At 41.6% G+C, this 17,849-nt stretch carries 23 protein-coding genes; 13 read left to right on the forward strand and 10 right to left on the reverse strand.

The window, feature by feature from the left end; all coding sequences use genetic code 11:
* The 6 genes from ABF638_RS00005 to grxD all read left to right on the forward strand — a co-directional run.
* Positions 1-221, forward strand: a 221-nt coding sequence (locus tag ABF638_RS00005; protein ID WP_435019117.1) for a transposase, incomplete at its 5' end; no start/stop codon positions are given.
* Positions 222-320: 99 nt separating this feature from the next.
* The gene (gene tadA / locus ABF638_RS00010) at positions 321-806 is read left to right on the forward strand and encodes a tRNA adenosine(34) deaminase TadA (RefSeq protein ID WP_435019119.1); all 486 of its coding nucleotides are present in this window, start codon (positions 321-323) and stop codon (positions 804-806) included.
* Between the two features lie 113 nt (positions 807-919).
* Positions 920-1,675, forward strand: a complete 756-nt coding sequence (locus ABF638_RS00015) for a lysophospholipid acyltransferase family protein (RefSeq protein WP_435019121.1) — start codon at positions 920-922, stop codon at positions 1,673-1,675.
* A 496-nt stretch (positions 1,676-2,171) separates the two neighbouring features.
* Positions 2,172-2,780: a hypothetical protein gene (locus tag ABF638_RS00020; RefSeq protein WP_069070137.1), complete on the forward strand. Its 609-nt coding sequence runs from the start codon at positions 2,172-2,174 to the stop codon at positions 2,778-2,780.
* Between the two features lie 220 nt (positions 2,781-3,000).
* Entirely contained in the window at positions 3,001-3,258 is a 258-nt protein-coding gene (locus ABF638_RS00025; RefSeq protein ID WP_069070136.1) for a BolA family protein, read from the forward strand.
* Positions 3,259-3,356: 98 nt separating this feature from the next.
* Positions 3,357-3,680, forward strand: coding sequence for a Grx4 family monothiol glutaredoxin (grxD, locus tag ABF638_RS00030; protein WP_181931897.1), 324 nt, complete (start codon positions 3,357-3,359; stop codon positions 3,678-3,680).
* A gap of 685 nt (positions 3,681-4,365) precedes the next feature.
* Here the strand turns inward: grxD and ABF638_RS00035 are convergent.
* Complete coding sequence (locus tag ABF638_RS00035; RefSeq protein WP_069070134.1) at positions 4,366-4,614, reverse strand: DUF6761 family protein; 249 nt, start codon at positions 4,612-4,614, stop codon at positions 4,366-4,368.
* Between the two features lie 587 nt (positions 4,615-5,201).
* Here ABF638_RS00035 and ABF638_RS00040 point away from each other — a divergent pair.
* Positions 5,202-5,975 carry a response regulator transcription factor gene (locus tag ABF638_RS00040; protein ID WP_069070133.1) on the forward strand — a complete coding sequence of 258 codons (774 nt, stop codon included), beginning with the start codon at positions 5,202-5,204 and terminating at the stop codon, positions 5,973-5,975.
* A gap of 88 nt (positions 5,976-6,063) precedes the next feature.
* Here the strand turns inward: ABF638_RS00040 and ABF638_RS00045 are convergent, their stop codons facing one another.
* The 4 genes from ABF638_RS00045 to ABF638_RS00060 form a co-directional block, all read right to left on the reverse strand.
* Complete coding sequence (locus tag ABF638_RS00045; RefSeq protein ID WP_435019125.1) at positions 6,064-6,837, reverse strand: ABC transporter ATP-binding protein; 774 nt, start codon at positions 6,835-6,837, stop codon at positions 6,064-6,066.
* Positions 6,838-6,864: 27 nt separating this feature from the next.
* The gene (locus ABF638_RS00050) at positions 6,865-7,431 is read right to left on the reverse strand and encodes a hypothetical protein (RefSeq protein ID WP_435019127.1); all 567 of its coding nucleotides are present in this window, start codon (positions 7,429-7,431) and stop codon (positions 6,865-6,867) included.
* A gap of 68 nt (positions 7,432-7,499) precedes the next feature.
* Positions 7,500-7,961 (reverse strand): DUF4079 domain-containing protein, encoded by a 462-nt coding sequence (locus ABF638_RS00055; RefSeq protein ID WP_334899333.1) that lies wholly within the window; start codon positions 7,959-7,961, stop codon positions 7,500-7,502.
* A gap of 131 nt (positions 7,962-8,092) precedes the next feature.
* A complete protein-coding gene (locus tag ABF638_RS00060) occupies positions 8,093-8,488 on the reverse strand; it encodes a DUF1830 domain-containing protein (RefSeq protein WP_435019129.1) in 396 nt (131 codons plus the stop codon).
* Between the two features lie 588 nt (positions 8,489-9,076).
* On the opposite strand from ABF638_RS00060, the gene ABF638_RS00065 reads away from it, so the two are divergent.
* The 4 genes from ABF638_RS00065 to ABF638_RS00080 all read left to right on the forward strand — a co-directional run bounded on the left by ABF638_RS00065 (position 9,077) and on the right by ABF638_RS00080 (position 13,555).
* Positions 9,077-10,669 (forward strand): photosystem II high light acclimation radical SAM protein, encoded by a 1,593-nt coding sequence (locus ABF638_RS00065; protein WP_435019319.1) that lies wholly within the window; start codon positions 9,077-9,079, stop codon positions 10,667-10,669.
* A gap of 87 nt (positions 10,670-10,756) precedes the next feature.
* Complete coding sequence (locus ABF638_RS00070; protein ID WP_435019131.1) at positions 10,757-12,154, forward strand: DICT sensory domain-containing protein; 1,398 nt, start codon at positions 10,757-10,759, stop codon at positions 12,152-12,154.
* Positions 12,151-12,789 carry a pentapeptide repeat-containing protein gene (locus tag ABF638_RS00075; protein WP_435019133.1) on the forward strand — a complete coding sequence of 213 codons (639 nt, stop codon included), beginning with the start codon at positions 12,151-12,153 and terminating at the stop codon, positions 12,787-12,789. Before ABF638_RS00070 ends, ABF638_RS00075 begins: the two co-directional genes overlap by 4 nt.
* Before the next feature lie 172 nt (positions 12,790-12,961).
* Positions 12,962-13,555 (forward strand): hypothetical protein, encoded by a 594-nt coding sequence (locus tag ABF638_RS00080; RefSeq protein WP_435019135.1) that lies wholly within the window; start codon positions 12,962-12,964, stop codon positions 13,553-13,555.
* 136 nt (positions 13,556-13,691) lie between these two features.
* Here the strand turns inward: ABF638_RS00080 and ABF638_RS00085 are convergent, their stop codons facing one another.
* From ABF638_RS00085 to clpS, 3 genes are all read right to left on the reverse strand, one after another.
* A complete protein-coding gene (locus ABF638_RS00085) occupies positions 13,692-14,195 on the reverse strand; it encodes a pentapeptide repeat-containing protein (RefSeq protein WP_435019137.1) in 504 nt (167 codons plus the stop codon).
* 235 nt (positions 14,196-14,430) lie between these two features.
* The gene (locus ABF638_RS00090) at positions 14,431-15,261 is read right to left on the reverse strand and encodes a CPBP family intramembrane glutamic endopeptidase (RefSeq protein WP_435019139.1); all 831 of its coding nucleotides are present in this window, start codon (positions 15,259-15,261) and stop codon (positions 14,431-14,433) included.
* Positions 15,262-15,320: 59 nt separating this feature from the next.
* Entirely contained in the window at positions 15,321-15,602 is a 282-nt protein-coding gene (gene clpS / locus ABF638_RS00095; protein WP_069070124.1) for an ATP-dependent Clp protease adapter ClpS, read from the reverse strand.
* 300 nt (positions 15,603-15,902) lie between these two features.
* Between clpS and ABF638_RS00100 the strand changes: the two genes are divergently transcribed.
* Positions 15,903-16,268: a hypothetical protein gene (locus tag ABF638_RS00100; protein WP_435019321.1), complete on the forward strand. Its 366-nt coding sequence runs from the start codon at positions 15,903-15,905 to the stop codon at positions 16,266-16,268.
* A gap of 89 nt (positions 16,269-16,357) precedes the next feature.
* Here the strand turns inward: ABF638_RS00100 and ABF638_RS00105 are convergent, their stop codons facing one another.
* Both ABF638_RS00105 and ABF638_RS00110 read right to left on the reverse strand, forming a co-directional pair.
* Positions 16,358-16,483 carry a hypothetical protein gene (locus ABF638_RS00105; RefSeq protein ID WP_435019142.1) on the reverse strand — a complete coding sequence of 42 codons (126 nt, stop codon included), beginning with the start codon at positions 16,481-16,483 and terminating at the stop codon, positions 16,358-16,360.
* 246 nt (positions 16,484-16,729) lie between these two features.
* A complete protein-coding gene (locus ABF638_RS00110) occupies positions 16,730-16,930 on the reverse strand; it encodes a hypothetical protein (protein WP_181931908.1) in 201 nt (66 codons plus the stop codon).
* Between the two features lie 471 nt (positions 16,931-17,401).
* Between ABF638_RS00110 and ABF638_RS00115 the strand changes: the two genes are divergently transcribed.
* Positions 17,402-17,731, forward strand: a complete 330-nt coding sequence (locus tag ABF638_RS00115) for an STAS domain-containing protein (protein WP_435019144.1) — start codon at positions 17,402-17,404, stop codon at positions 17,729-17,731.
* The last annotated feature ends 118 nt before the right edge of the window (positions 17,732-17,849 follow it).

The following is a 17,849-nucleotide window of genomic DNA, read 5'->3' on the forward strand; positions in this document are numbered from 1 at the left end:
AGCGACTTGAGTCTCTGGGTAAAACTGCAGTGATTCCCCCCAAACGCAACCGTACTAGACCTCGTGACTATGACCGAGATTTATACAAAGCCCGTCATCTTATTGAAAACTTTTTTGCCAAACTCAAGCAGTACCGAGCGATCGCAACACGCTACGACAAACGTGCTACAAACTTTCTAGGTGCAATTTATCTGGCTGCTTCTGTCATTTGGCTCAATTGATGACACGCCCTAAAGTCCTTACTACAAACTTTTCATTACTAGCTTGATAAAGTGCCAGTAAACTGTAGGGCAAAAAATATCAAAATTTTTGATAAGAATATGCTAACTAAATACACAGAATATCTTATACATCAACAATGGATGAGTTATGCCCTAGAATTAGCAAAAACAGCAGGTGATGCAGGTGAAGTCCCTGTAGGTGCTGTTATCATTGATCCAACAGGCAAATTGCTGGCACAAGGAGAAAACAGAAAAGAACGCGACAAAGACCCCACCGCTCATGCGGAAATTCTCGCCCTCAAGACAGCTGCAACAACTTTAGAAAATTGGCATCTGAATGAATGCACCCTCTACGTAACTCTTGAACCTTGCCCGATGTGTGCAGGTGCGATCATTCAAGCGCGTCTAGGATTAGTTGTATATGGAGTAGACGATACAAAAACTGGCGCAATTCGTACAGTTATTAACATACCCGATAGTGCTGCTTCTAATCACCGTCTCCAAGTAATCGGAGGCATTCTAGAGTCAGCTTGTCGTCAGCAATTACAGACTTGGTTTGCCACTAAGCGGCGTAGGGTAAACTAACGGACAGAGGTAAAACTGTCCATCTAGTACGACACAAGTCACGCAAGAGAATCTACGGTGTAACTAATCAGGCTTTTCGTTAAATTTTTACCCGTCAATCAGCTGCATCCGTCATGATGGAATTTTACTCTTCATCCGATACCTGCCAGCACCCACCAGCAGATCCTCAAGTAGCTCGTACTACTTCAAGGGTTTCTCCTTGGTTAAGTCCCCTGGCATATTTATTAGGGCGTCACTGCCTATTACCATTATTCTTTGGACAAATTAGAATAACCGGACAAAAAAATATCCCCACAACTGGGCCTGTGATCCTTGCGCCTACCCATCGGGCGCGTTGGGATGCGTTGCTTGTACCCTACGCTACTGCTTGTCTGAGAAAGCAAGACTTGCGGTTTATGGTGACTATTGACGAATGCCAAGGTTTGCAAGGCTGGTTTGTTCAACGTTTAGGGGGGTTTCCTGTAAATTCTAAGCATCCGTCAATCCGCACGCTGCGACATGGAGTCGAGCTACTTCAGCAGCACAAAACCCTGGTAATCTTTCCAGAAGGTAATATTTTTCGCGATGGCCAAGTTCACCAGTTAAAGCCGGGAATTGCTCGTCTTGCTTTGAGTGCTGAATCTAGTTATTCCGGGCTGGGAGTGAAAATTATACCCATAGGCATTAATTACAGCCAACCCTATCCAAATTGGGGTACAGATGTAAGTATTGACATTGGCTCCCCAATCAGAGTGACGGATTACATGAGTGGCTGTATAAAACAAGATGCCAAAAGCATCACATCTGATTTAGCAAAGGCACTGCAACAATTAAGCCATCAAGAAACAAAAGTTACTAATCACGCATTTGCAGAAATTACTAATTCTTGATCTAGTTAAACATCAAGAGTTCCAAGACTGGTTCTTAAGCATTGACCATTAACCGTGCATGATTAAGAAACTGCACGTTTTCAAGGTTTGACACTAATTGCTAACTGCTATATCCATCCTGAATAAGTCACAAAAGATTAGTGATATTTTGTAACCTTTGAGGATGTATACATATATAGATTACTCTCTATCTACGCGATATTCAGCCAAATTGGCATTTTTTTGAGCAAATAGCTAAGAGTTATCTGCAAACTATTGAATTGATTGATAATCTATAGAGAAATTAACGCGTTAACTCAGTCTACTGTGGGTATCGCTGATCACAACTATTTAAGTTAGTTACTATACAGGGGTAATGGGAACTCTATTAAACCGATTTTCAGTCCTAAATCAGAGATACTTAGGATGTAACTTTGCTTTGTCCAAGACCAAAACAGAGTTAAGATACCCGAAGTTTCCATAACTTGTTTATATAGTTGTCGCACTAATTGATCCCATGAACACTGCTGCCGCTGTTACCTTGATGCACCGTACTGTTTTATCAGTCATAGCAGTCCTTAGTCTGCTATCACCTGTGAATGCTCAGGTATCACAGTCACCAGGCACTACCAGCCAACCACAACCCATTGACCCCAACGATCCCAATAACCTCCGCCCCATAACCCAAAGTAACAGCCTTTTGAGCATTGAAGGTGGCGATCGCTTAGTAAAAGATGCAGAACAAGCCGTTTCTGCTCAAAACTACCCCTTAGCTGCTAAGAAACTGCAAGAAGCACGCCAAGTTTATAATCAGCTATCTAATTTTTATCAAGAGTTAAATTCTAGCTTTTCGGGAATTGACAATAGAGTTTCTGATTCTCAACGTCAAAAAGCTCTATTAACAGCCCAAAAGCGAGATGAAGCTACCTTTCAGCTAGCATTAGTACATCGCGCCCAAAATCAGCCAGAATTAGCTGTACCGTTGTTAGTTCAAATAATTAAGAGTCAAAATCCGACGCGGGATTTAGGCAAGAAAGCCTATAAACAGTTGTTTGAATTGGGTTTTGTTGATTCTCCCTATCCCAGAGAAGGCGGTACTTCATCTTCTTCATCGCCAAAAAAATAAATTAAATTTTTGTTGCCTCTTTTTCCCTATCTCCCCAACCAGTCGCCTGGGAATGCCCCAGTGCTAGGATAGAGCTATCTACCATAGCCAAAACCTGAGCGTTCTCAAAAATACACCTCAGAGGCGCGTTTATCTACAGCCTTGCCAAAAACTGAAGTTGGCACAGGCATTTGCTCCATATCTGTTAATAATAGAAAAGTAAGTTTTTTCAGGAATTGCGATGATTAGTCCGCAGCAGGTTGAGGCAATGATCAAGGCGGAACTGCCAGACGCCCAGGTTCAGGTGCAAGACTTGACTGGTGGCGGTGACCACTATCAGGTGACAGTAGTTTCATCGCACTTTGCAGGTAAGGGACTAGTGCAACAGCACCAGTTAGTTTATGGTGCGTTGGGTCAAGCTATGTCAACTGAAGCAATTCATGCCTTGGCGGTAAAAACATACACTCCCGAAGCTTGGCAAGCAACAGCAAGTTCCTAAAGTTATGAGTTAGGAGTTAGGAGTTATGAATTACGAATTTTTAACTCCTCACTCTTCACTCCTCGCTCTATTAATGCAACATAGGAAACATAAATACCATGACACCAGAACTCAAAGACAAAATTGATAGCTTGCTACAAGAGAACAAGATTTTAGTTTTCATGAAGGGAAACAAGTTAATGCCCCAATGTGGTTTCTCCAACAACGTTGTGCAGATTCTCAATACCTTGGGAGTTCCCTTTGAGACGATTGACGTTCTATCAGACCCTGAAATACGTCAAGGTATTAAAGAATACTCTAGCTGGCCGACAATTCCCCAAGTGTATATCAATGGTGAATTCCTTGGCGGTTCTGACATCTTGATTGAACTTTACCAGAAAGGTGAATTGCAGCAAAAGGTAGAAGTAGCACTAGCCTCGTAATCTCCGGTTTATAAAAAACCAGAGGCTATGTTGATTGAATCTGTGCTTTGCAATCAAGGCAGTGTAAGGTTTTTAATGTCCTTGAAAGGGGAAATATATCTCCCCTTTCAAGGTTTTTTAATAGGTTTCTGATAAAAATACTTGACCGAAAAAGAAAAGTATACAAGCCCCTAAATTTAACCTGAAAGCCCGTTTAGAACAAGATTTTAGAGATTATCTTGTTCCCAGTCTCTGACTGAGAATACCTAATGAGGCTACAGCCTCAAGACTTGCGGCAGAGCCGCAATTAATAGCATTTCTAGCTTCTAGCTGGAAACGAGGTTTTCAAGGGGTTTCGGCTTAAGTTGACATCAATGACGAGATGCCCACCTCACAATAAATAATTGGATATTTTTTTATTTGGAAGTCCCTTAAATTTATTTATAGGGATTGTAATTTTTAATTCGTCGAACGCTAAAGCATTTCGTAGAGAAGAGGCTAACCTGTCTTTGAATTAATTTCAGGTTAGGTCAACAATCCCCTCAGTTGCATTGGCAAGACCAATATAAAGCTGAGGGGATGCGTTTTATCAATACAATAATTTCTCCAAATTTCACACCACGGCAACCCGTTGACCAATACAGATAATATGCTATAATCATCTGCGGTAATTAACGGTTACTATCAATGACCAGATAAATGGTACTTAGTAGTAATCGGGTTGTGGCTGTGGTTGCGGCACTGCAAAATTTGACCCATCGTACAAGTAGCGGCTGGCTTCCTCTTCTAGGCGATGAATCAGATAGGGTTCAATGACGTTGCTATGTCGCAATGCGGCTAGATATCCATCCAAATACATCCGCATATCATCCGTGCGATAACCGCGATTCCATAACTCGGCGAAGGCGTCGGTGAGTCTTTGGTAATAGCGGATGGTTTGTGTGTCTTGGAGCATAACTGCTGTATTAATCTCTTTGGAATGAGAATTGTAAATGATTCACGCTCAAATGTGAAGTGTAATTTCACTTTGGCATCAACTCAAAGTCAATACATCTACTTTGGGCAGTACCCTCCTAGCAGCTACAAGCTACTTTAATCCTATTCCAGAAAACATCGATTCTAGTGACCAGCTAAGTTATTTTTATGATTTTCATGGTCAACAACCCAATTGTATTGGTGTTATATTCCTGGATAGGGGGCGCTAGATTTTTGTGGAAAAAATCTACTTTCATCATCAGGTTAAAAAGCTGTTGTACTAATGGTTAGCTGGTTGGGTTATAAATATTTTCCACATTACACCCATCTAAAAACAGAATATTAAGCTAAAAGAACTTTTGATAAGTCTAACAAAACTTTCGATAAATTTAATAAAAATTTAACAATATTTCTAATCGCCTTTTAGCAAGGCATAAATTAAAGATATTGCCACTCTTTTTATGAGGAAATGTAAAGCTAATAGTAATTGAAGTAACAAAGGCTACAAAACCTTAGAGATGGGCTTGTTACTTTGAAAGTCATCAGACGCTAAGGGGTCTTGCCGCCGTGGGTTCGGTTTGTATAGAAATCATTGAGGGGAATCCCCATCTGAGGTCGTTGTTGGGTTGGCACTTGCAACAACTGGAATACCGTGTGCATCAAGCTGCCAGCATTTATCAAGCAAGGGAAGTATTTTTAAGCCATCAACCAACACTGGTAGTCTTAGATGCAGACCTGCCTGATGGTGATGGCATTGAGTTTTGTCGTTGGTTGCATCGTCAGCAGCAGCCTCTAATCTTAATGCTATCTGCCCGTAATAGTGAAGCTGATATCGTTGCAGGTTTAAAGGCGGGTGCAGATGATTACTTGAGCAAACCTTTTGGGATGCAAGAGTTTTTGGCACGGGTAGAGGCACTGATTCGCCGAAAGCGCACACCTACTGCACCAGCTTACTTGGATTATGGCACTTTGCAAATCGATTTAGTTCAGCGCCGTGTCCGGTTTCAAGGGGAGTTCATTGACTTAACGCCCCAGGAATTCAGTTTGCTGTACGTTTTGGCACAAGCTGGTGGAGTACCTCTAAGTAGGTCGGAATTGCTGCGTCGTGCTTGGCCTGATGCTATCGATAACCCTCGTACCATTGATACTCACGTTTTGTCGCTGCGGAAAAAGGTTGAACTTGATCCTCGGCAACCCAATTTGATTCAAACTATCCGCAATGTTGGATATCGTTTTAACATGGAAATTTTGAATACTAATATTTCACAGTCACAAACAACAAAGTTAGCTAGAGAGAGATTTAGTAATCAACGTTCAACACTTAGTAGTAGTCAAGTGTGATGGAAATGGGGAGTGGGATATGAGGGAGATGAGGAAAATAACTCATGCCCAATGCCCCATGTCCAATGACAATTGACTCATCCAAAATTTAAAATCCAAAATCGTCTTGAGCCTCTGCTTGAATCAAGCTTTTTCGTAATTCAACCCAGTCTATCTCTGAGACTCTTTGATTTGCGAATAAATGACCTTGTTGCAGGTGTAATAACCGAGTGCAAAACATCTGGGCTAGTTCCAGTTGGTGATTTACCATCAGAATTGTAGTTTGATGAGTTTGACTCAACTGGGTTAAGATTTGCATTAGATGAGTAGCCGTACCAGCATCTAGAGAAGAGGTTGGCTCGTCTAATAATAATATTTTAGGCTGGATGACTAAAGCACGAGCGATCGCTACTAGTTGTCGTTGTCCCGCAGAAAGTTGCACCTCTGTTCGCCCTAACCATTCATTGGGAATGTGCAGTTGGTCTGTCCAATGATTAACTCGTTGCTGAATTGTCTGTTTGGGCAAACCACGCAAAACTAAAGGATAAGCCAAGGCTTGCCCAACTGTCATCCCCAACAGCTTTGATTCTTGCAATACAAGTACAAGCATTTGCCGTAGCTGGATGACAGGAATTTGGCGATATTCTTGATTTTCTAGATAGAGCTTACCACTCGTGGGTTCAATTAGGCGGTTGATGAGGCGTAATAACGAAGTTTTCCCAGCGCCTAGTGAGCCTACAATGGCAATGCGATCGCCTTGAGATGCCTCAAAGGAAATATCTTGCAATATGGGGTATCCCTGCTGATTGCCGGGAAGTTGGGTTTTCAGCTTCGTAAACAGATTAACTTGCTCTAGCCGGAGTATGGCTTTTGCTGTATTCAACGGGACTGAGGATTGCAGAGAAATAACCTAAGTTAATTGTGTACTAGTTAAGGCTGTAGCGATCGCCCAGCTATCGACTAATAGTAGCAGCAGTGTGCATCCCAGTAAAATCAGGTACATCCAGGGCTGCGCTAAAGGACGAACATCTGTGGTGTCAATGCTCGTCTTTGCTTGGACAATTTGCACCAAACGGGTAAATCCAGCTACACGCATTGGTAGTAAATAAGCTTTCCCATCCTGGCTGAGGAAGTAATAAACTAGCCCTCCTTGCCCAGTGCTGCGGGGTTTTAACTCTTTCACCTCTGACCAAGGTAAAGACCAGCCTTTACGAAAAAAGCGAGGCACCCAGGCGGGGTAAGTAACCTGAATTCCCTCGTCATCTACTATTACTTGTTCGGTTAATACCGCATACAAGGCAACAAAACCGATGCCAATCCCTATCCACAATAATTCTGGAGGTACGGGTGCAGCTGTTACCTGCGATAAAAAAGGTAATGGGACTGTGAGTGCTATGTATAGACTCAGCAACGTTATCCGAATCAAAGGAGACAGACGAAAAATAGAAGCTGAGATATTGGCTGAGTTTGCTGTCACGGCTCAATTACAATGCTTTTCTTCATTGTAAGGCAGGTCTATGTCCCTGGTAGTTGATGTATGGCAGTTCACGGTAAATACTTCTGCACTACAATCCAACCAGTAAGGGATACCCAGGCAAATCCTATAAATAGAATAATATTTACGCCGATGTGTAAGGGTCTAGCCCAAGGTCGTCTGGCACTAATTTGTGTAGCACTGAAAGCAGATAGTAAAACTAGTGCTACCACTATCAATCCAGCGATTAAGTGCGATGAGTGACCTAAAGAACCAAAGTGCCCTAAAGTGCCAACAATACCGATCGCTAGCAACAGTAGCACTAAACTTACCATGCTGATGCCCATTGTATAGTGGAGCGATCGCACCCCTTTATTACCGCCCATAAATGGCGTAATAAAAGGAAATTGTTGCGAAGTTCTCGCCCTAAACATCCAAACGCCGGTGATTGCTAACATTAGATATGCCAGCAGGGACAATCCCATTGACCAGGCGGCTATTTTCCACAACCAAAGAAATGAAGGCAGATTCATAAGAATGATTGTAAATGAGATGAAAACGACAAGAGAGACAAGGAGAATAACCAATGCCCCATGCCCAATAAATAATAAACAAAAAGGGCTGCTGAATTAGCAACCCTTAAATTTAGATAAAATTGTTTTTTTTAATCAACCGATGCTAAACCAAGAATTTGCAAGGGTTTTGTAGTATCTCCGATTTTTGTATTAATTTGCTGCACCATTAGTTTGGTATTAAAAGGGTCTTTTTCAGCTGATGAGTCTGTATCAAACTCATTAGTACTGGGTTCTTCGAGCATCAGGCGATCGCACGGAATCTTATCGGATAAAATTGCACTAGCCATCATCCCTGTATGAATCTCCACTTGACCTTTTCGCGGAGCTTCAAAAACTAAACGTTGTCCAGGGAAAACAACCCTTTCAAAATACCAATTGGGAATGTTGGAGATGCGAGCTACCTGTATTTTGCTCGTGGCATTAATGTAGCAGCAGAGAATTTTTCCCGATTGCTCAGGTGGTAGAGGATCTAATATTTGAGCCATAACTGCTGAGGAGCTTTACGCCACAATTTTACATTACACTAGCCAAGCCTAGCATCCACTGATCCCCAGTTGTTGTAACTGCGAATACCAACTGAGTATTTGTAGATTATTTCTGTCTAAAGATATATTTTCAGTTATGAAAATTTTGTAACTATTCACACCTTTTTCGGAATTATACACTATGAATAAAAGTTTTTGATATTTTTTCCTGGTATAAAAGCTTCAATTCTCTTAAAGCAGATTGTTAAGGAATTGACATAACAACGATCCCCTTACTTTTGGCATAGCGAGGAAGTGAGTTTTGCTGTTTCATCTATCCCAGAATTAATCGCCTGGGATCATCACTTAATGAATAAACTCGATGTTATGGTAAAGCTATATGAAAAATGTCTTCATAAACCTCTCTATAGATTCTATGTATGTTTTATGCACAGCAATTTTAGCGTTTTCTGCGGTTGCTAGCAGCAGGTTTTTAGTACCAATAATCGGCTGAAATGTCAAGCATAATTGTGATAAATAAAACCAAATAAAACAAGCACACACTGGTAAGACTAGATGTTTCTCTCGCTTTCTGCACAGATTGGCAAGATGGAAGTTAAAACACAGATGATGGAAAATCGAATTCTTTACGTTCGCCTTCCTTGTAACCCCATCTTTCCTATTGGGGTTGTCTACCTGAGCGATCATGTCCACAAGCAGTTTCCTAATATTGAACAGCGCATCTTTGATTTGGGAACAGTACCACCTTTAGATTACAGTTCAGCTCTGGATCGCTGTATTGATGAATTTAAACCGACACTACTAGTATTTTCTTGGCGGGATATTCAAATTTATGCCCCAGTTGGCGGACGTGGTGGCAACCCGCTGCAAAACGCTTTTGAATTTTACTACGCCAAGAATCCTCTACTGAAACTACGCGGCGGATTGGGCGGTTTGCGAATCTTCATCGCTTACTATGTAGAACTATGGCAAAACCAGGGTTTAATCAAACGTGGTTTAAAACGTGCCCAAAAATATAATTATGAAGCTCGTGTAGTTGTCGGTGGTGGAGCAGTCAGTGTCTTTTACGAACAATTGGGTAAAAGCTTACCTCAAGGGACAATTATTTCTGTAGGTGAAGGCGAAACCCTGCTGGAAAAACTTTTAAGTGGCAGAGATTTTCGAGATGAACGCTGTTACGTTGCCGGAGAAACTCAACCACGAAAACGGCTAATTCACGAACAACCCACCCCAATAGAAAAAACAGCTTGTAACTACGACTATATCGAAAGCATCTGGCCGGAATTTAACTATTACCTGCAAGAGCAAGACTTTTATATAGGTGTACAAACTAAGCGTGGTTGTCCTCACAACTGTTGTTATTGCGTCTACACCGTCGTCGAAGGCAAACAAGTACGCATTAACCCAGCAGATGAAGTAGTTGCTGAGATGCGCCAATTATACGATCGCGGCATTCGCAACTTCTGGTTTACCGATGCCCAATTCATCCCCGCGAAAAAATTTATCGCCGATGCTGTAGAGCTATTGCAAAAAATCGTCGATTCTGGTATGACAGATATCCACTGGGCAGCATATATCAGAGCCGACAATTTGACACCCGAATTGTGTGAGTTGATGGCGAAAACCGGGATGAACTACTTTGAAATCGGCATTACCAGTGGTTCTCAAGAACTTGTGCGGAAAATGCGGATGGGGTATAACTTGCGAACCGTCTTGCAAAACTGCCGTGACTTAAAAGCCGCTGGTTTCAACGACTTAGTTTCCGTCAACTACTCCTTTAACGTGATTGACGAACGTCCTGAAACTATCCGTCAAACCATCGCTTACCACCGCGAACTAGAACGGATTTTTGGTGCAGATAAAGTCGAACCTGCTATCTTCTTTATTGGACTACAACCCCATACCCATTTAGAAGAATACGCTTTCAAAGAAGGCATCCTCAAACCAGGATACGATCCAATGAGCTTGATGCCGTGGACAGCCAAAAAACTTCTCTGGAATCCTGAACCCCTTGGTTCATTCTTCGGCGAAGTCTGCTTGCAAGCTTGGCAACAAAACCCCAACGACTTCGGGCGCGAAGTCATGAAAATCTTAGAAGAAAAGCTGGGTTGTGCTGACTTAGAAGCAGCACTGACAGCACCATTAGAGACGAAAGAAAAACAGTTAGCAGGTGTATCCTAGAAAACACTAAAATGTGAAGAAATTCAGAATTCTGAATTTCTCCTTTTATCTTCCTCAGTGCCTCTGCGGTTATTTTTACCAAATCCCATGTTAGAAGGTTCAATCCTACAACAGCTGGAAGCAGCTCATCGCCACACCACCAGGCCAATTCGATTCGGTGTTTACTACAAAAATACCTTAGTTGCCCTGTGCCACGCTTTAGAAGACCATATCTTAACCGATGACGGTACACCCTTAGTCATCGCAGCCTTCCAACAAGGTAAATGGTATCTACAAGAAGCTCAACGATATGCAGACATCGCCCAGTGCAGCCGCCAAATTGCCATCATGGCTGCCGCTGAATCCGGCTTTGCTGAACATCCTACCAGCCAGCTACCCAATGTAGACTTAGTAGGATTAGATGCAGGCGATCCAGTCGCACAGGAGTGGCACTTAATTATTTTATCGTCTAAATACACAGCAATGGTAATTTGTCAAGAATTATCAGAGGCTGATTATGGCAGCGCTGGAGTACCGACATCAGATTTAGAGCGCAAATTCTATGGCTTGTGGACATTTGAGCCAGAGTTAGTGCAAGAGACAGCAGAAATAGCGATCGCTCACATTAAAAAATACAACCCAGAATTGGCGAATAAACTCACAGGCGATAAACAGCAAATTGTACCGTCAATGGACAGATCCCAAAATTTAGGTGCAGTTGTCTCGCGTGTAGTAGATTATCTCCAGACTGGGCAAGATAATTTATCCATCCCTACAGCCCTTCAGAAACAAACCCTAGATCGCAACTTGGTTTCTAACGAAATCCAAGCCTTTTTGCGAATGGCGCAACTGATGGATATGGCAGATGTCAACAATCCAATGGCAGCTGCGGAAATAGTAGTTCTTGCTGAAGCGATCGCCCAGCTTTTGGATCTTCCCGCATGGCAGATTAAAAGATTGCGGCTAGCGGCTTTGTTACATCGCATAGATCCGTTACAGAAAGCAGAAAGCGTTCTCACAGGCGGTATATCCACACGCTACCAAGAAGATGCTCCCAGTTGTCCCTTAACTTGTCCCTTAGTACCAGGGGCGCAAGTATTGCGAACTATGCCACGGCTGCGAGCAGTTGCCCAAATTATTACTCACCAAAGTGAGTGGTGGAATGGCACAGGGGAACCAGCAGGTTTAGCTGGAGATGAAATTCCCCTAGAGTCGAGGATTTTGGCATTATTGGCAGACTTTCAGTGGCGACTCAATCAGCGAAAATCGTCAAATGAAAGCCGGGAACAGATATTTACTCAAGCTCTAGATGAGTGCAGACAGCAACAATCTACCCGCTTTGACCCTAAACTTGTAGATACCCTAGCTTTATTAGTTATGGGTTTACAACAGGGACTCGACTTACCCATGATGACACCAAAATTCAGCGCTGGCATCTGGATACTTGATTCCCAATGGGATAGCCACAGCAAGATCAGTGAAGAGATTGGTAGTTACTTTACATGAATATTGAAGCCATTAGATTAGGAAAACTCAAACAACTTCCAGGGGCAAATTTAGAAGACGAGGAACTCTCCCGACTGGATTTAAGCCGGATTAATCTTGCTGGCGCTACCCTTGTCGGCACTAATTTTGCTGGTTCTAAACTCGAAGGTGGACATTTGGAGGGGGCAAATTTGATGGGAGCCAACCTCCAAGAAACTGACTTGCGGGCGAATTTGATGGGAGCCAACCTGATGCAAGCAGACTTAACGGGCGCTGACTTACGGGGTAGTAATTTGCGCGGCGCTAACTTAATGGGAGCCAGGCTCAGTGATGTGTCATTGGTGGGTGCTTTCTTGAGTGGTGCCAATTTGATGAATGTGAATTTGCAAGGCGTTGATTTGCGCGGTGCTGACTTGCGCGGTGCAAACCTGACTGGAGCAAATCTCAAAGGTGCAGATTTGAGTCGCGCCGATTTGCAAGGGGCTTTATTGAGTGAAGCAAACTTGGAAGAATCTGACTTGCGGGGGGCGAATTTGGCGGGGGCAAATTTGACGGGAGCGAATTTACTCTGTGCAGAGTTAGAAGGTACAAATTTGAGCGGCGTTAATTTGAATAAAGCGTGTTTGGTGGGGACAGTGGTTGAGACGAGTTTATGAGGATCGCGCAAAGGTGTAGTTTTTTCTCCTTCATGGAACAAAGTTGCAAAGAAATTGTAGGTTGGGTGGAGGCTTTGCGTAACCCAACATCCTGATATCTGCCCAAAATACTATAGCCCAAATAGCATCTTCTGGATATCAAGTTGTTTGCTCCTCATAAGTCCAATCTGATATGGCAAAACCACAAAATAGTAGAGTCATATTAAACAAAGACGAAGAGTCTTTGGAAATCATATTTCCCTCGCCAGGATTTAGCAAAGCTTATGTGGCTCTAATTACCTTCGGGGTAATGTTTCTTATTCCTAGTATAGTCTTGGTTGCAATTCTCTTTGGTATTTATTGGGCTGATTTGTCCTCTAAAATTGTCTTAGTTTTATTCTCTATTCCTTGGGGGATTTTTGCCATAGCAATGTTCTTTATATTTGCTAATTATATTGGCAAGATTTTGGCAAATACACGGCTAGAGATTAATCAGAAAAAAATTTCTTTAAGTCAGGAAATATTGGGAGTGAGGATATATGAAGAAAACTCCAATCCCCGGCAAGATATTAACAAGTTAGAACGTATTAAACGCCATATAAAACTTAGTTCTTTACCTGACTATGCACCTGACTACTTAGGTAGCATATATGAATCTGAAATTATTATTTGGGCGGGAGAATCTAAATACAGGATTTCTATATCTTTAGTGTCTGAAGATGAACTTGATTGGTTAGTTACTGAACTAAATGACTGGTTGGGATTACCCATTGTCAAGCCTGATTAAATTAAGTTTGTATGTAAAAAAGAACGTGCAAGGTGAATTATGGCGATCGTTTTTATTCCCATCCGAATTTTATGGAGAATTAACAGTAGAGTATTAACTTAATAAACTGCATAATCGAAAAGTATTGATAAATACATCATTCGAGCCAGTCGGGGCCTTTGAAGAATTCACCGTCTGCCCAAAAGGTTTTACAAATCAAAGAACCTTGTCCGGGACTGCTAAAATTTTGGGCTGCTCTAAAGTCGGTTGCAATCAAAATAGCATCATCCATTTCTACCGCATACAAGTCAGCCCCAGTGAAATCAGTACCACTTAAAATAGCTTCGCTCAGGTCTGCATTTCTGAAGTTAGTTCCTATGCAATCTGCACCACTCAAGTCAGCCCCACGCAAATTAGCACCTTCGAGATTAGCAGCATACAAATTTACACACAGCAATCTGGCTCCACTCAAGTTGGCATGACTCAAGTTGCTACCACTTAAATCAACCCTGATCAAATCAGCTTCACTCAAGTCAATTTCGCGCAGATCGACTCCATCCAATGCTGACGAACTGAAGCGAATTCCAGCAAAATCTCTTTCTCCTGCCCCATATCTTTTGAGTAACTTTCGACTGTTGATATTTTCTCTTCTATCTTCCATAAGCTAATTAAATCATTTTTAAATTTACAATCCTATCTTTACTACTCTATTGCCACAGCAATTAAGCATTAATATTAGGACTTACTTACGCACTGTACAATTTAATCATGGGATGCATAATAGCAAAATCAATTAATTTGGTGTGAATACTATTTCCTGTAAATATGTATCAAGATAATTTTAAGAAGATACTAACTGACTCTTTTGCTGCCGTAAAAAACTAACGCTTATCTTATCAGACAAGCGATCGCTCAGTTCGCTCTCGTATCCACAAAGCTAGTACACTCATTAATAACACCCCCATCACTCCTTGTAGGGGATTATTATTCACACCAGTTACCCAATCAGGAACTTGACCAGAATATTTCACTAATTTACCTACATTAATAATGTAGTAACCCCAAACTAAACCACCATGCAAACCAATTGGAAAACCCAAGCGTCCTCTACGCCAACGCTTTCCCCATACTTGCGTTAACCCCAGCAGTACTAAAGCTGGAAATTGTGGCAGTGTATGAATAATTGCTTCCAAGGGTTTAATAAAGTGCAATGCAGCAAAGGTAGTTGCATCTGTCCATAATGCTACACGCGGACTGTAGTCCCGTTGTAATTCATCTAGCAACCAGCCTCGGAATAACAATTCCTCAGCAAATCCAATACCTAAGCCAACAAGTAAACCCTCCAAAATCACTTTCAGCAAAAAAACTTTCGGTTGTTGCCACACCAACCAACCCAACAAACTTTGTACCCCAAAAAGTATCAGAATATTAATTATTCCCAGAGCCAAGCCACGTAGTAAATCCACACCGTTTTGCCGCGTGAATTCTAAGCCATAATGCCGCAGAATTTGGGGCTGCTGGTAGACATATTTACCCCATAATCTCAGGAGAAAAATAAATATTACATATAACAATACCAATGTCAATATACTTTCTAAGTTTGAATCATGCACTAGTAAGTATATTGGTGTAGCCAATGGCAACCATAGCAACAATAAAGTAAAAATAAAAGCACCCAGCCTAATAGGGGCAGGGCGTTCAGCTAAACGGACAAGGTTTTTTTTCATACCAATGTTAAGTCACCAGCCAATACTCTATATTTCGACTAATGACCAATGACCAATGACTATTCATCAGGTTCAATCGTGCTACTTAAACCATGACTTTTCAATGTTTCGCAATAAAACTCAGCGTGTTCCAGGGCGCAAGTAATGACTAAAGCTAGCCCGTTAGTATGGGCTTCCATCATGATGCTCACAGCTTGGGGCTGGGTAAGGCTTGGCACAGTGGCTATTAGTGACTGTACAACATGCTCCATCGAGTTGTAGTCGTCATTATGGAGCAAAACGCGATACCGAGGCGCGAGCTTGCGGGTTGTGGAAGGCTTTTGAATAGTTTCAACTGACACGGCTCTTTGCTCTTTTCTCGTTACTTCACTACAACAAAGTCTCTGTTTTGCGATCGCTTAACAGTGGTTCACCTATTCTATAGTATTTCTGCTCAGATACTATGCTAGGAAAACCCTTTGCTGCCAGGGATTGGTCGTATTAGTTTTGCGTAGCTACTTGTGAGGCAGATGTCTAAGACATGGCTGCCATAAGAGTGCTACCCTAATCTTACAGAAGCTTTCCTTAAACGTAGCGCATTTTCACTTTTCAGATTAAGGAAGTTGCAAAATAATCCTTGCCCCTGCCCAAACTGCATAATGATGGACATGAGCCTAGATTTTCTTCAACCGGGACAAATTGTGTCTTTAGAGTATGGCGACAGAAATCTGTATGCAGAAGTTATTCAATTTGTGGTTTCCCGCCAGTTGTGCTGGGTGCGTCCTTTATTAATGGTCACTTGGACTCAAGAATCGCCGCTAATTACCGATTTGCGAGATGCATCTGACTTGCTTTGGCCTGCCAATTTATTTCGACCAGCTTTAGATACAGAAGTAATTACCTTCTTGAGCCAACTTTTAGCAAAAGAACCAAAAACTGAACCTGACTCAGTAGCCAAACAGCAACTCAATCAGTTTATTCACCAACTTTGGCAAGCATACCAAGAGGGATTGGGGATTAGGGATTAGAGAATTAGGCATTGGTCATTGGGCATTAAGATTTAGGAGTTAAAAGTATTTCTCTCTCCCTGCTCCCTCGTCTTCCCCCTCGCTCCTCATCAACCGTAGCGAATACCAGCATCTTTCATTCGTTGAATCCCTTCTTCTAACCGCTCATCGCTAATAATTAAAGCAATTCGGAAAAAGCCTTCTCCTGATGCACTGTAACCGATAACTCTAATCACAATAATGCAACATTTGTCAAGTAGCAATTCCGCTTGTAGACAATTTCAGCAAACAGATAGGGAGGGAGGAATTTTTTCTAGGTGTTTAGCCAACTGCATGGCGATTTACTACGAATGCACAATGTAGAGGGTCTCTAGCACAGTTTACGCCACATTAGATATTTAAATAATCAACCTCATAGATAAATACAAGCAGTGATATTGCCCTTGTTATCCCCCATGTCTAAACTTAAATTAAGAATTATTTTAATATCCTAGGCTAGGAACCAACTGGACTCGTCCAGCATCCATCTCTGCCATTAATAATTCTAAGGCTTCGTAATCAACATCAGAAATGTAACCAAGTTCCGTCAGTTCTGAGTTTATTTCATTTTCTATCTCAGGAGTTAGTTTTTTAATGTCAAGAGCTTTTTCTACCAATTTACGAATAGCGTACTGAGTTCTCATAAGTAATAACCCAACTGTAATATGATACTAATCATCCCAGATCAGTCTCAGTATAAAGAGTGATCAAATACTAACTTACTAGTGATATATATCACAATTTAATTAGTTAGATAGATAATTCGCTATGACTTTCCGGCATACCATTAGCAACGCTAAAGTGGGAGATTTAACCTACCGTTAAGACTTGGCTAAATTAGCTCTAGTTATAGACTAGGCAAGGTTTCTCAGCATAGTTACTGATAATTTGTCTGCTCTATGGCTGTCTATAGTTGATTGTTTTTGAACTGAGATAAAAAAAAAGTATATATAAACACATTTTCACCTGGAATTATAACAATCTTTAAACAGACATACTAAAGCAATAAAGATTCAGCAAAGAGAGCTAAGACGTATGGTCGATGCAACAAAATAGAGTTTATGTTCAAATAATCCTTAGCTTGACGCTTCGACAATTCTCAACAGGATGTAACTATGCAAGCAGTGCTTAACTATCCCAAGATTGCAGTTATTCGCCCCCAAGGGTGTTTGAATGCTGCAAACGCCTTGGAATTTGAACGAGATATGACTACAGCGTTGGCACAAAATGGTATTTCCATCTTGGTAGTAGACCTAGCAGCAGTAGAATCGTTAGACAGTGCGGGGTTGATGGCATTGTTATCTACACACAAGCTGGCTCTTACTTTAGGACGGAGTTGCCAGCTTTGCGCTGTTGCTCCAACAATTAGAATTATTTTTGAACTGACGCAACTCGATAGAGTATTTAAAATATTAGACGGTGAAGCCGAGTTGGCCCAAACATAACTTTATGTAAAATCACAAAGGTTCGGACAATAAGTGGAGTTTATGTAAAGGAGTTGTAAGTTGCAACGATAAACTCTGTTAGAAGACCTAATTCAATGCTAAGGTTGGGATCGAGTAG

Origin of the sequence: Nostoc sp. CALU 1950 (genome assembly GCF_051172895.1) — a bacterium.
GTDB classification, from domain to species: domain Bacteria; phylum Cyanobacteriota; class Cyanobacteriia; order Cyanobacteriales; family Nostocaceae; genus Nostoc; species Nostoc edaphicum_A.